The organism is candidate division KSB1 bacterium, from assembly GCA_022566355.1.
Classification (GTDB): Bacteria; Zhuqueibacterota; JdFR-76; order JdFR-76; family DREG01; genus JADFJB01.
The window spans coordinates 1-13,935 of record JADFJB010000118.1 but is presented as its reverse complement, the minus strand read 5'-3'; the positions used below and the strand labels follow the sequence as shown (position 1 = coordinate 13,935).

14 protein-coding genes are annotated in these 13,935 nt (G+C 37.4%); 13 read left to right on the top strand and 1 reads right to left on the bottom strand.

Annotated elements, in window-relative coordinates:
* Positions 1-285 precede the first annotated feature (285 nt).
* The 6 genes from IIC38_16715 to IIC38_16690 all read left to right on the top strand — a co-directional run bounded on the left by IIC38_16715 (position 286) and on the right by IIC38_16690 (position 4,579).
* On the top strand, positions 286-1,170 hold the full coding sequence (locus tag IIC38_16715; protein MCH8127577.1) for a dihydrodipicolinate synthase family protein: 885 nt from the start codon (positions 286-288) through the stop codon (positions 1,168-1,170).
* 123 nt (positions 1,171-1,293) lie between these two features.
* Complete coding sequence (locus tag IIC38_16710; GenBank protein MCH8127576.1) at positions 1,294-2,061, top strand: hypothetical protein; 768 nt, start codon at positions 1,294-1,296, stop codon at positions 2,059-2,061.
* Positions 2,062-2,223: 162 nt separating this feature from the next.
* Positions 2,224-2,820 (top strand): stage II sporulation protein M, encoded by a 597-nt coding sequence (locus IIC38_16705; protein ID MCH8127575.1) that lies wholly within the window; start codon positions 2,224-2,226, stop codon positions 2,818-2,820.
* 26 nt (positions 2,821-2,846) lie between these two features.
* Positions 2,847-3,761 (top strand): diacylglycerol kinase family lipid kinase, encoded by a 915-nt coding sequence (locus tag IIC38_16700; GenBank protein MCH8127574.1) that lies wholly within the window; start codon positions 2,847-2,849, stop codon positions 3,759-3,761.
* 9 nt (positions 3,762-3,770) lie between these two features.
* Positions 3,771-4,298: an NUDIX hydrolase gene (locus IIC38_16695; protein MCH8127573.1), complete on the top strand. Its 528-nt coding sequence runs from the start codon at positions 3,771-3,773 to the stop codon at positions 4,296-4,298.
* Positions 4,299-4,321: 23 nt separating this feature from the next.
* Complete coding sequence (locus IIC38_16690) at positions 4,322-4,579, top strand: hypothetical protein (GenBank protein ID MCH8127572.1); 258 nt, start codon at positions 4,322-4,324, stop codon at positions 4,577-4,579.
* On the opposite strand, the gene IIC38_16685 is transcribed toward IIC38_16690, so the two are convergent.
* The gene (locus IIC38_16685) at positions 4,546-5,202 is read right to left on the bottom strand and encodes a deoxynucleoside kinase (GenBank protein ID MCH8127571.1); all 657 of its coding nucleotides are present in this window, start codon (positions 5,200-5,202) and stop codon (positions 4,546-4,548) included. The genes IIC38_16690 and IIC38_16685 overlap by 34 nt on opposite strands.
* 281 nt (positions 5,203-5,483) lie before the next feature.
* Here IIC38_16685 and IIC38_16680 point away from each other — a divergent pair, with 281 nt between their 5' ends.
* From IIC38_16680 to IIC38_16650, 7 genes are all read left to right on the top strand, one after another.
* Positions 5,484-7,280 carry an N-acetylmuramoyl-L-alanine amidase gene (locus IIC38_16680; GenBank protein MCH8127570.1) on the top strand — a complete coding sequence of 599 codons (1,797 nt, stop codon included), beginning with the start codon at positions 5,484-5,486 and terminating at the stop codon, positions 7,278-7,280.
* Between the two features lie 20 nt (positions 7,281-7,300).
* Positions 7,301-8,434 carry a D-alanine--D-alanine ligase gene (locus IIC38_16675; protein ID MCH8127569.1) on the top strand — a complete coding sequence of 378 codons (1,134 nt, stop codon included), beginning with the start codon at positions 7,301-7,303 and terminating at the stop codon, positions 8,432-8,434.
* A 21-nt stretch (positions 8,435-8,455) separates the two neighbouring features.
* Positions 8,456-9,115 carry an HAD-IA family hydrolase gene (locus IIC38_16670; GenBank protein MCH8127568.1) on the top strand — a complete coding sequence of 220 codons (660 nt, stop codon included), beginning with the start codon at positions 8,456-8,458 and terminating at the stop codon, positions 9,113-9,115.
* A gap of 142 nt (positions 9,116-9,257) precedes the next feature.
* Positions 9,258-10,040 (top strand): enoyl-CoA hydratase/isomerase family protein, encoded by a 783-nt coding sequence (locus IIC38_16665; protein ID MCH8127567.1) that lies wholly within the window; start codon positions 9,258-9,260, stop codon positions 10,038-10,040.
* A 209-nt stretch (positions 10,041-10,249) separates the two neighbouring features.
* Positions 10,250-10,981, top strand: coding sequence for a hypothetical protein (locus IIC38_16660; GenBank protein MCH8127566.1), 732 nt, complete (start codon positions 10,250-10,252; stop codon positions 10,979-10,981).
* A gap of 200 nt (positions 10,982-11,181) precedes the next feature.
* Positions 11,182-12,282: a beta-lactamase family protein gene (locus tag IIC38_16655; GenBank protein ID MCH8127565.1), complete on the top strand. Its 1,101-nt coding sequence runs from the start codon at positions 11,182-11,184 to the stop codon at positions 12,280-12,282.
* 190 nt (positions 12,283-12,472) lie between these two features.
* Entirely contained in the window at positions 12,473-13,807 is a 1,335-nt protein-coding gene (locus IIC38_16650; GenBank protein ID MCH8127564.1) for an alpha/beta fold hydrolase, read from the top strand.
* Positions 13,808-13,935 lie beyond the last annotated feature (128 nt).

Here is a 13,935-nt window from a genome sequence, read left to right as displayed (position 1 = left end):
GAGTGAAGGATCTTGTTTGAAACTCGTTTTAACTCTAGTATAATCAAGTTATTAAGGGTTGTACCAGCAAGATTCTTCGCAGGCGCTCAGAATGACATTTTAATGATATTGCGCATTCTGCGACAGCCTGCGTGAACGGGATCTATTTCCATACATATGAAAAAGCAGAAAGTTAAGCATGAAAATAGCGTGAAATGATCTTTTCTTGGATACCAATTATAAGGTTTATGAATAAGTCAGGTTAACCGAATTTGAATACGAAATAATTATGAGGTCGATAGAATTATGAAACATAAAGGGATTTTTATTGCAGCCATAACCCCTTTTAAAAATGAAAAAATCGATTTTGATGCCTTAGCGCATAATTTTGATTTATGGAACAAATCCAACGTTTCAGGATATCTGATTCTTGGATCTACGAGTGAGTTCGTTTCGCTTACCTATTCTGAAAAGATCGAAATCATGCAAGCTGCTAGAGAGCTGATCCCTTCAGATAAGGTAATGCTGGCTGGAGTTGGATGTCACTCAGTATTTGAAACAGTTCAATTATCAGATCAGGCAGCAAAAATTGGCGCTGATGGAGTTTTGATAGTAACTCCACATTATTATATTTCTAAGATTACTACTGTATTTCTTAGGCGATATTATCTGGCAATCGCAGATAAAATTTCTTTACCTATTTTCTTGTATAATATTCCTCAATTTACAGGAGTAAGTATAACAACTGAATTAGTAAAAGTATTGTGCCAGCATGAGAGGATTGTTGGAACCAAAGACAGTACCGGTGATTTATCTCGCGTTTTTGATCTTGTAGAAACAGAAGAAGGAATAAATGTTTTAGTTGGGGATGTTAATTCACTGGTGGCTTCATTGCAGATGAAAGCGGATGGCGCGATTTTAGCGATTGCAAATGCATTGCCTCAAGAGCTTTGTGAAGTTTATCAACTTTGCAAACAAAACCAAACCGAAAAAGCCGTCGAGAAAATGACAAATATTATTAAACTGACAAAGGACACATTAGGTAAATTCGGTATTCCAGGATTGAAAGAGCTTATGAAAATGGCAAACTACCAACCGGGAGATCCTCGAATGCCTTTCTCTCCAGTCAATGAAAAACAAGCGACCGAAATATCAAAATCATTTAAGCATTACAGTCAATCGAAACAATAAACTAAGTTTTGAATTCATTCTTCATTATTTTTTGTTGAAAATTGATATAATAATTGTTAATATATTTTAACATTTATCGTATACTCCAAATTTATTAAATACCCCTATTGGGATTTATTTTAAATGCATATTAATACTGAAACAGCTACAAAACCCGTTCGTGGAATACCCTTTAGCCGGTTTGTAGGTGATTTGAATAGAAAAGCAGTCGTCATTATTTCAACTTCACCTATCGCTCCCAGGCTCATCCCGGTAAACCAACTCCAGTATGCTTACTATTTAATTCCCTACGATGCCAAAGCGAATGATTTGCATTTACTGCATAAATATCCGGTACTTGAAGCCATTCAGAAAGATATAAATTGTGCTTTTCCAATTGAACGGATTAGAGAATTGGCAGAATCCGGATTTATACTTTCTCCGACACCTAATCATATCTGTGTGGATTCTGCACAAATAATAACGAAGAATGTTAAGGGTGATCTTGCATTGAAGATCGCGGAACTGGTTGAAGCTGAAGAAGCAGATGCTGCAATTGTTCTTGGCGCAGGAGTGTTGGGTCATAGAAATTCTGCAATTATTCAAAAAGCAATTGAAGATCGTGGGATTCCATCTGTGACAATTTCCCAATATCCAAGACTAAGTAGGCTTTATCATGTTTCTCGAATAGTTTATCCGGTGGGCTTCCTCCCGGGTCATATTGTAGGTCCACCAAATTTTGCAGAATTGCAACGTGAAGTCCTTCGTGATGCATTGGAACTTCTAACAACTGCTACTAACCCATTAAGTATATTGGAAAAAGAATATCCGCAATATCCGGTCCAGCCAATAAAAAAAAGGTTCCAGTTTTGGGACCAACCCCGGTATCGAAAGAATAAAGCTGCTTCTTAATAAGCTTCAAAATCTTACTCTTTGAGTTTTATTCCTTTCAATTTTTTTATTTAAATTTCGATTAAATTATCATCATTTTGTTTGCATAGAAATTTTTCTATTATAATAATTTTGTGTTCTGAATTTATTAGCTGCTGAATAAACAAGATCCTGAAAAGAATTATGCTGGAAGATTTTATTCATTCTCTAACTATGTTGAATGGCCACTTAATTGCATTAAGTGCGGTATTGTTCTTTCTGGGTATTCTTTTAACCGATATAGTGCTAGAAAAAAATATTGGATGGCTTATTGCTTACCCGAATTGGATCTATCATAAAATCGAATATGTTGTTCAAAAATTTAATGGAATGTTATTCATCTTCGTTTTTATTTTTGTTTTTAATTCAATCAACTTATTTTTTGGTTATGTTTCCGGCTTTTTAGTTATCTTGCCTTATGTGCTTGTAATCTGGACCGGACTAAATGTTGGTATTGTTGTCAGGCAAACTATGCAAGAAGAGAGTATTTTATATCTTTTTCTAAACCCGATTGCTTTATTTGAACTCCCTGCAGTTTGGATCAGCTTTTCACTGGGTATGGAAGTCGGGATTCATCTTATTTTCACAAAGCAATTTAATACAATGCAACAAATTTTCCTAGACCGTCTTTCGGTATTTTATTTGATTGTTTTACCATTATTAGCGATATCAGCATTAATTGAGTCCGGGATGATCCGTTTCATTAACAATAAGGCAGAAAGTGAAAACTCACAAGACTAGCAAATGGTATTTGAGAAGGCAACACATTGGAATCTAATTACAAACGAATAAAATTAATTGTCAATCCGAATTCGCAACGATTGAAGGTTAGTCTTTTATTGACTTCCATTATCTCCAAATTCGAGAAAAGCGGCTATGAAGTTGATTTGTATAAAACAGTGGGAGGTGGTGATGCAATTGAGGTAGCCAGGCAAGCTGTAGACTCCGGAGAATTTGACATTGTAGTGGCAGGAGGAGGCGATGGAACCGTGAATGAAGTAATCAATGGTTTGATGCCAAATCCCATTCAAATGGGGATTTTGCCATTGGGAACGAGTAATGGGTTAGCCCGAGAGCTAAATATTCCACTGAATCCTCTTAAATCCGCTGATGTAATGATGAATGGCACCTCCGTGACAATAGATGTGGGTATTGCCAATGGTCGATACTTTGGGCTTATGCTTGGCTGCGGATTTGATGCATTGGCTATTGAACATACAAATTTACAATTAAAAAGATTTACTGGTAAATATGCTTATGCCATTGGTGGGCTTAAAAAACTCTATAAATATAAGTCGCACCGAATACAACTTGTTGTTGATGGTAAGCGATTAGATGAAGATGCTTTATTTGTCGTTGTGAGTAATACAAAATTGTACGGCGGTAAATATACTTTAACACCAAATGCCCATTGTGATGATGGCATTTTTGATGTTTTTATGTACACGGGTGATGGCTTGTTTAGCTTTATTCGTTTTATACTAAAAGTAATATCTCATAAAAAACTGGATTCACCGGATACGAATTTGTTTCAGGCAAAAAATCTGTTGATTTATTCTGCCGGACGAGTTCCATACCAGGCAGATGGTGACGCATTTGGCGAATTACCGGTTCAAGTCCAAATATTTCCTTCTGCCATTGAAATACTTGGAGCAAAGCTACATATAAGTGAAGAGGAATAGATATTGAATATGAGCTCAATAGAAAATGCAGTAAATCCTCATGGTTATACATACTGTCCCAAATGTGGTTTTACTCTAAAATCAGATTTAATTGATGGCGTAAGTCGCCTCCATTGTGGATCATGTTCGTTTATATTTTATCAAAATCCTATTCCGGCTGTCGGAGCAATATTACTTCAAAATGAGGAGATTTTATTGGTCAAGCGAAAATATAAACCTCGAGCTGGTTATTGGTCCTTACCCGCAGGTTTTGTAGAATATTCGGAATCCATTCAACATGCCCTCCTCCGGGAAATCAAAGAAGAAACCAATTTGGATATTGAAATAGGTAATGTATTTGAGGTCTTTAATGCCTTTGACGATTCGCGCTATCACGTTGTCGTAATTTTATATTATGCTAAAATTAAAGGGGGAAAGCTTAAAGCAGGTGATGACGCGATGGAGGTGGGCTATTTCCAACTGCATGATGAATTGCCGGAATTGGCATTTTCTTGTCATACAAAAGCTATCGAAAAATTGAGAAAAATATCCGCTTAATTAAAATGAAATAGAGATTTACATTGAAGAAAATTATAGTACAGGTCATTATTTTTATGAATTTACTTTTCTTTATGTTGTATGCTTGTGACAAAAAGAGCGACAACCCCATGAACAAATTCGAAAACTTGACTACTGTATTAACAAAATTAATCGATGAATCCGGTGCAGAAGTTGGCATTGCGTTCATAGAGTTGAGTACCGGAAGAGAGCTGTACATCAATGCGAAACTTTCGAGGATTATCTATCATTCGATTATTGGGGAACCGATAACCGGTTGATTCAACCGATTCTGGATAATTTTAAGAAAATGAATTCGTTTTTCGTCATCTTTTTCAATATTAAATTTATCGGTGTCGATGATAATTAAATTGTCAGTTGTGGTGAGTTCTCGAATCCATTCTTCATAAGTAGTATTTAATCGGTGTAAAAATTCTGAGGTGATTCCCATTTCGAATTCTCTGCCACGATTTCTTATTCGAGAGATGAGTGTCCAGGTAGATGCTCTTAGGTAAATATAGAGATTTGGTTTTTGCAAAAAGGGTTGGAAAGTTTCAAATAATTCAAGATAGGTTTTGAAATCCAGGTCGCTTAGGTGTCCCTGTTGATTCAACATACGAGCGAATACTTTTGGGTCCTCTAAAATAGACCTATCGGTAATGCCTGATTGTGAACTTTTGTTGATCTCTAATTGGTCTTTGAAGCGCTTTGCAAAAAAATAAATTTGAAGATGGAAACTCCATCTTTTCATATCATCATAATATTTTGGCAGGTAAGGGTTATTGATAACGCTTTCGTAGTATACTTTCCAACCAAATTGTTCGGCCAGAAATTCAGCAAAGGTGGTTTTACCTACTCCAATATTCCCAACAATAGATATGAATTTTTTTTCGCTTGATGGCACAAGAGTTCTTTTGTTTTTTTTAATTTTAGCAAAAATAATATCAAAAGCAAGTTTGGTCTAAAGAGACGTCTCACGAATTGGATTGCGATCAATACAAGGAATTATGTCAAAGTATCCATTATTATTGATTGAAATAGATTTATTTTGTAAAAATTTATCATGACTTTTTACTTTTAGAGGCTTATTTTAGCCATGAATGAATTAAGCAAGTTCTTGTTAATCTTTATGGATTCTTATGCCGATTTTATGCGTATAATTTAGTCAAAAAGGAGTTTAAAATCTTGCTCAATTTCTTGTCGGCATTCCTCATGGTTTTGCTGCCATCGAATGGAAATCCAAAAATTGATGTGGTTTATCCGGTTGCAGGTCAATGCCTAAAGGAAAATGGTCATCATTTCATCTACGGAAATGTTCAACCCCCTCATTCAAGATTTACTATCAATGGAAAGAAGGTCTCTCTATATAAAAATGGCGCGTTTATGGTCTATCTGCCGGTTCAAAAAGGCGATTTCGTTTTTCATTGTATAGCAACTGCAGATGGTGATACTGCGAAATATGAGGTTCCCATTTATGTTGACCATACACCCGAAATACCAGATGACACCTTTATGATAGATTATGATTCTATTGAACCAAAACATCCTTTAATTCTCACATCCGATGATGAGTTAAAAGTATCTGTCCGGGCAACACCGGGAAGTAAGGTGTCCTTTAAGATTGATAACACAAATGATTGGTTTCCCCTCACTGCTGGTAAAGTTCATCCTGATTTTTATTCCGGGAATCTGCTGTTGGTGGATAATATCAAAACAAGTGCTGCTAATGGTGGTCTGGTTGGTACATTTGAAATTGACAAAATGAATCCAATAAAGGATCGATTAATAAAACTCAGAATTGAAAATTCCCAGGGAAATGTGATCATCCATTCATTTGGTAATATTTCGATTATTACCGAACCGATGGCACAATTAATAGAGCTTACCAATGAGATGACAACTGTAAAAACAACTGGTAGAAACCAACATGATTTGTTCCTTCCGGTTGGGATACAATTTCGAGTTACGGGCAGGAAAGGAAAATATTGGCGAGTGGCTTTTGGTAAAACTTTTGGATGGATAAACGAGAGAAATTTTAAGTGGTTGGAAAGCGATATTCAACTACATGTTCAAGAAATCGATAAGATTCACTTTGAAGAATTAGAAGGACTATCGAGAATAAGAATTCCTTTATCTAATAAAATGCCATTCCTGGTTGTGCAGAGTAGAGATCAAAAAACAATAAAATTAATCATTTGGAATGTTCAAGCTGGACAAAATATTGTATTAACCAATTCCACCATTCTAGTTGACAGAATAACCTGGGAAAATAAAACTGATGATAAGCTTGTACTAAATTTTCAATTGAATTTAAAGCAGCAATGGGGATATTTTGCTTATTACCAGGACAACCATTTATTGTTAGAACTAAAACATCCACCGAAATCTGAGTCTGTTGAAGCGCCTTTAATGGGAAAGTTGATTATGCTGGATGCAGGACATCTTCCTGATGAAGGTGCGATTGGTCCGTCAAGATTGGAAGAACGAGAAGTTAACTGGAAAATAACAGAAATTCTTAAAAAATTATTAGAGGAGGGCGGAGCGACCGTACTATTAACTCGTTCCGAAGAACAAGGAATGACTGTTCCCGGACGCTTGAAATTGATTAATTTTGTTCAGCCGGATGTGGTCATAAGTATTCACAATAATTCTTTACCGGATGGATTTGACCCGTATCGTAAACGCGGAACCGTTACCTATTATTATCATCAGCAAAGCTATCCACTGGCCAGAATGATTCAAAATAATTTAATTAAGGACATTAAATTGCCGAGCCAGGGAGTTCGTTTTGCCAATTTAGTGCTATGCAAACCAACCGGTATGCCGGCGGTATTGGTTGAGGCTGCATTCATGGTTTTACCAAAACAAGAATATCTGTTGGGCACCCAAAAATTCCAAAATAAAATTGCAAAGTCATTATTTAAAAGCTTGAAACAATTCTTCAAGAAAAATCAAACTACTTTAACCATAACAAACGATTAAGACTTAATAGTGATATATATATGAATAAAAAGATCCGGGTTGCTGTAATTTTTGGAGGGCGTTCAGCTGAGCATGAAGTGTCTTTAGTCTCAGCAACAAGTGTAATAGGTGCATTAGATCCCCAAAAGTATGAGATTATTCCGGTGGGAATTACTCGTGAAGGCAGATGGATTTGTCATCCTGATGCTTTGCAAATGCTAAAAACGGATAGAATTCCGCTAAAATTAAAAGTGTTGCTGCAACCGGATCCAACTGAGGATAATAAATTAGTCAGTCAATTTTCCAAACAAGATGTTTCTAGTGCTCAATCCGATGAAAAATTTGATGTTATATTTCCAGTGTTGCATGGCACATATGGTGAAGATGGTGCAATACAGGGCCTGTTCGAATTGATGGATGTCCCTTATGTTGGAGCAGGAGTTTTGGGGTCTTCTGTAGCCATGGATAAAGTCGTCCAAAAACGTTTGTTTCGTTCGGTTGGATTACCGGTAGTCAATTTTTTATCCTATAATATTTCGGCTGATCCTTTAAAGGATGATCAAGAAATTGCAAAGATTGAAACCGAATTGGCGTACCCGATTTTTGTAAAACCGACTAACATGGGTTCCAGCGTTGGCATTAATAAAGCTCATAATCGCCAGGAATTGAAAGAGTGGATAAGAGTTGCTTTCGAGTATGATAGAAAAATTATTCTTGAAGAAAGTGTTGCAAATGCCCGGGAGATTGAAGTATCTGTTCTGGGTAACGAAAATCCGCGTACATCAGTTCCAGGGGAAGTGATCCCTTCCGGTGAATTTTACGATTATGATTCAAAATATGTTGATGATGCCTCTAAGCTCGAGATTCCGGCAAAATTACCTGCAGACATTATTTCAAAAATTCAAAAGATTGCGGTAGAAGGATATTCGTTGATCGGATGCGAAGGAATGGCGAGAGTCGACTTTCTTTTGGGTAAAGACAATGTTTATATCAGTGAAATTAATTCAATACCCGGGTTCACTGCGATCAGTATGTACCCAAAATTGTGGGGAGCGTCAGGGTTATCATATCCCCATTTATTGGATGAATTGATCCGATTGGCAGTCGAAAGACATCAACAGAAACTGAAATTGAAAAGAGTATTTGACCAGGATTCCGACTGGTATAAGAAATAAGAAGAGTATGGAATGGTACTTATGAAACAAAATGGTTATCGATTAGCATTGTTTGATTTGGACGGAACCCTGGTGGATACCGCAGCAGATGTCCATTATAGTATGAATGTTTTAAGAAAAGAGCTGGGTATTCCATATCTATCTCTCGAGGAAGCGAAGGAATCGATTGGCCCTGGTCCGGATCTATTTGTAAAATGCCTGACGGATAACCATGCTGATATTAACCCCAAAGAAACAATTCATCGTTTCCGTGAAATATACTATCAGAATGTTTTAAACCAGACTCAACTGTTTGGAGGGATATCAAACCTGTTGCAGTATCTCTCAAATAAAGATGTTACCTTAATGGTGGTTACCAATAAGCCCGGTAAATTTGCCAGGAAAATACTCCGGGGATTAGGAATAGACCACCAGTTTTCGGTAATTTTGGGTCCTGAAGATGTGGATAATCGTAAACCTGCACCGGATATAATTTTTAAGGCGATGCAATTGGCCGATGAAAAAGCCGAAAACACGATAATGATCGGAGATACTGAGTATGATATCCATGCGGCAAAGGCAGCCGGAGTAGATGTGTGTGCTGCCGGTTTTGGCTATTCACCGCATTCCAGTTTACATGATTTGAACCCAACCTATTTTGTCAATCAACCAAGCGATATTAAGAAAATTTGGTCTGACTGATTTCATTTCGGAGGCTCTTAAAGAGCCAAATATTACTTGAAAGTCAGTTCCCGTTAAATAATTTATATCCTGAATCAAATTGTTATAGTACAGTTCTCATCGCTTATACAAATTGGCATTTTTAAACCCGCGTGGAGGAAAGATGAATTTTGAAAACATTGTTTTCGATGTTGAAGACCGAATCGCACGAATCGTTATCAATCGACCGAAGGTACTCAATGCTCTTAATTCCAAGACAATGGATGAGTTGGAAACAGCAATAGGAAAAATTGAGAGTGATTCGTCGATAGGTGCTGTTATCGTAACGGGTTCGGGGGATAAGGCTTTTGTTGCGGGAGCAGATATCACTGAATTACAAATTCTAGACGGACCTAATGGTAAAGCATTCGCCCAAAGAGGTCAAATGATTTTTTCAAAGATAGAAGATCTGGATCGTCCGGTTATTGCGGCGATTAATGGCTTTGCATTGGGTGGAGGATGCGAACTGGCTTTGGCTTGTCACATCCGAATAGCATCCAGTAATGCAAAATTTGGACAACCGGAAGTAAACCTGGGAATTATTCCGGGTTATGGCGGTACACAGAGGTTGCCCCGTACCGTTGGTACCAGTATGGCTTTGCAAATGATTCTATCGGGAAATATAATAAACGCCGACGAAGCGTTGAGAATTGGACTCGTCAATCAAGTTGTAGCCCGGGACGAACTAATTCCCACTGTTACCAAACTTGCTCAGACAATTTTATCCAAAGGGCCCATTGCGGTAAGGCAATCGTTAAACGCGGTGAAATATGGAGTTAATATACCCCTATCCCAGGGTCTTGAAATTGAGGCGAGTTTGTTTGGTGATGTGTGTGGAACCGAAGATAAAAAAGAAGGAACCCTGGCGTTTACAGAAAAAAGGAAACCCGAGTTTAAAAATAAATAATTTTTAAGAAAGTTGCGCATATCGATCTAAACTAGTGCTGACAGGATTATCCCTTTATAGTATTTTATTATTGGGCTTATTATTAGCAATTTTAATAACCCATTTTATTGTTCGAATTATTGAAAAGGCCTTCTCAAAGAAAGTTGGCTTTTGGGTTTACCTGCTCATTTCAATTTTTCCATTAAAAGAAATAATGCACCTGTGGTTTGATGAACTTATCAAACTTTCAAATCCTTTCTTCTGGTTTTGGTTTTCTTTTTGGTTGTCTTGTGTTTTATTATTTTGGCATTCTAGATCAAAATGGATTAAAGTCAAAAAAAATGAAATGGTTTAAATTTACGGTTTTAACAAGTATTTTGGTTTTGATCGAAGGTTGTGCCTCCGTTGTTACAACGTTTCAGGAACCCAAAGATCAGAATTCGGTTTTGGTTATTGGCTCTGTAATAGTTGATTTATTTGAATATCGTGGTCGTTCAACAACCTATCACGATGGATTGGATGTAGTTATCGCTGCCAGATTTAAACATAATGGAAAAATAATTCATAAAAATTATTGGGTAAAGACAAATTCACGAGGGTATTTTGTTCTCTCAAATGTTGCCCCGGGAGATTATACGGTTCGAGGATTCCAAATTAAGATTGTTGGTTCTTCATTTAAGATTAATGTGGCGAGTCCGCTAAGAAAGGAAAATGATGAATTTTTGGTAGTTGGGCCATCAAAAATCCCCAAAGGCGCTTTTTATTTCAGCAACTACAAGCAAGGCAGAATTATTGACCTGAGCCATAATTATTTCATTGTCGATAGGGGGGAGATTGTTCACCATAAATCTTATTTTCGTTATGATAATATAAAAATGGTTACCGGAAAAATAATTCTCGAGCCTGACGTAATGACTTATTTTAAACGCAGGTTTCAAGATAGTCAATGGTTCACAAAATAAAATCCTTACTTAACCTGCACTATTCATGAATTTTTGCCATAAAGACTATAAGTCACTAAGAATATTAAAGTTATAAAGAAGATTACTATGAACCAAATTTGTGTCAATATAAAAAATAAATCTTTCTTAACCTTTATTTTTTAAAGCTTTGTGTCTTGGTGGCTATGAATTATCCAGGTTAATAAATCATGAGGTGGTTTATGAATTATTTATCAGCAAAAGCAAAAGTTATCTTAACAAATTGTATCCTTCTTTTGCTCATCGTCCCTTTATTTGCCCAGACGAAAACTTCACCTAAATATGCAGAATCAATTAAAACTGCAAAAAATATCATTCTGGACTTCCAAGAACTGAAACACGTTCCCGGGATTTCGGTAGCTGTTGGTGTGGCTGGTGAGATTGTTTGGTCGGAGGGATTTGGTTATGCCGATCTTGAAAACAAGGTACGCGTTACTACATTGACAAAATTTAGAATAGGCAGTGTTTCTAAACCGGTTACGGCAGTGGCTATCGGTTTGCTGGTCGAACAAGGAAAATTAGACCTGGATGCTCCGGTGCAAAAATATGTCACAACATTTCCGCAAAAAAAAGGAAAAGTTACAACCCGGTTACTCGCGGGACATTTAGCGGGAATTCGACACTATAGAAACATGGAATTCCTCTCAAGTAAAAAATACAGGACTGTTGTCCAGAGTTTATTCATTTTTCAAGATGATACGCTATTGTTTATGCCGGGAGATAATTATTCTTATTCCAGTTATGGTTGGAATTTGATTAGCGCCGTTGTTGAAAAAGCAGCAGGTCAAGAGTTTTTATCCTATATGAAAGCCAATGTATTCAAACCGCTTGGACTTAATAATATGGTTGCGGATCACACCGACAGCATCATTGTTAATCGAACCAGGTTCTATGTCGTCGACAATGGCAAAGCCCTGAATGCGCCATTTGTAGATAATAGTTACAAATGGGCCGGCGGTGGATTTATTTCAAATACTGAAGATTTGGTCCAATTCGGATCTGCACATTTGGAACCCGGTTTTTTAAAACAATCTACCCTGGATCTGTTTTTCACATCACAAAAAAAGAATTCCGGCGAAGAAACCGGCTATGGTATTGGCTGGCGCGTCGGCACGGATGACAAGGGTCGCAATTGGCGGGCTCATGGCGGTGGTTCGGTTGGAGGAACCACATATTTAATTTTATACCCGGAATCGAAAGTAGTATTTGCCATCGTTGCGAATATTTCAGGCGCCAGGTTTGGTGATTTGCCGCGAAAAATTTCTAATCTATTTATTCGATGATAAGAGATCCCGATATACTGCTGTACGATATTTAGTTCTCGATTGACGAAAAACCGATCTTTCATACCCTTATTTCAGCCAATTTGAAAACCCAAAGTGTCACCCCCGAATGCTTTTATCGGGGGTCTATTCAACTTGAAATTCTAGATACTTACTAAAAGATAATTAGCTGATATGAGTGTATTTATAAATGATTAAAATGAAATCTGCTAAATTAATAATAATCTTCCTGGCAATTTTCGCATTTGGACGGATCGCTGTTTGCCAAACAGATCCGTTTGAAAATGATGAACTGATTAGAGTCGGAACTGAATTTGTTAACTTGTTGAATGAAGGAAATTTTATTGAAGCTGTGGCTTTTTATGATAGTACCATGCAAAAAGCTATGCCGGTCGAAAAATTGAAATCAACCTGGGAATCGCTTGAAAAACAGGTTGGCGCGTTTGAGGCGATAGAGAAAATCGACCTCGATTTGGCCGGTGAATATCAACAGGTAAATATTCTCTGTAAATTTGAGAATTCATCCTTAAATGTAAGGGTTGTATTAGATCGCGAAAAAAAAGTTTCCGGCTTGTGGTTTTTACCAGCTTCTCCAGTAACCTATAGCCCTCCCGATTATGTTGATATTGAATCTTTTTCAGAAAATGAAATCCTGTTTGGTTTACCCGGCTGGGAATTACCGGGAGCGATTAGCATTCCCAAAGGAGAAAATAAAGTTCCGGCAGCAGTCTTGGTGCATGGTTCCGGTCCCAACGACCGGAATGAATCCATCGGTCCGAACCAGCCTTTTAGAGACTTAGCCTGGGGATTGGCTTCTCGTGGAATTGCGGTTCTTAGGTATGATAAACGTACGAAAATTCATGGCAAGAGAATGATTGCTGGACAAACAACAGTAGAAAATGAAGTTATCCTGGATGCCCTGGCAGCCATTAAACTCCTGCGCAAGAGACCTGAAATTGACGATGAAAGAATCTTCTTGGTCGGACATAGCCTGGGCGCCTTGCTGGCTCCGGAGATTGCGGTTCGGGATGGAAATCTGGCTGGAATAATTCTACTCGCTGCGCCGGCTCGTACTTTGGAAGAGGCATTGATCGATCAATTGAAATATGTAGCATCACTAAGAGAGAATAAATCCAACGAAGAAGAATTGGAGTTGAAATCATTAATGGATCAAATTTCCAAGCTTGAACAAAATGCCATTCAGCCGAATGAAATGATATTTGGCGCGGCGGCCTCCTATTATTATGATTTGAAAAAGAGAGACCAAATTGCTTTTGCCAAACAATTATCAATACCTATTCTGATTCTACAAGGTGGACGGGATTACCAGGCCACTATGGCCGATTTTGAAATTTGGCAAGAAGCGCTGCAAACCCATAAAAAAGTAAAATTCATAGATTACCCAAACCTTAATCACCTGTTTATGACCGGTGAGGGCATGGCGACTCCGCAAGAATATATGCAGCAAAAGGGGAATGTAGCATTAGAAGTGATTCTTAATATTACAGAATGGCTACGGAATTAAATTATAATTTAAAATAGTGGGAGAGTACTCGCTTTGACCACGCCCTTTTTTTCTCGGCTTTGAAAGATTAAGGTCTTTCAATATTTGACCAATTGTTCGAATCGGTGGTGGCGCATCTGAGTATTGCT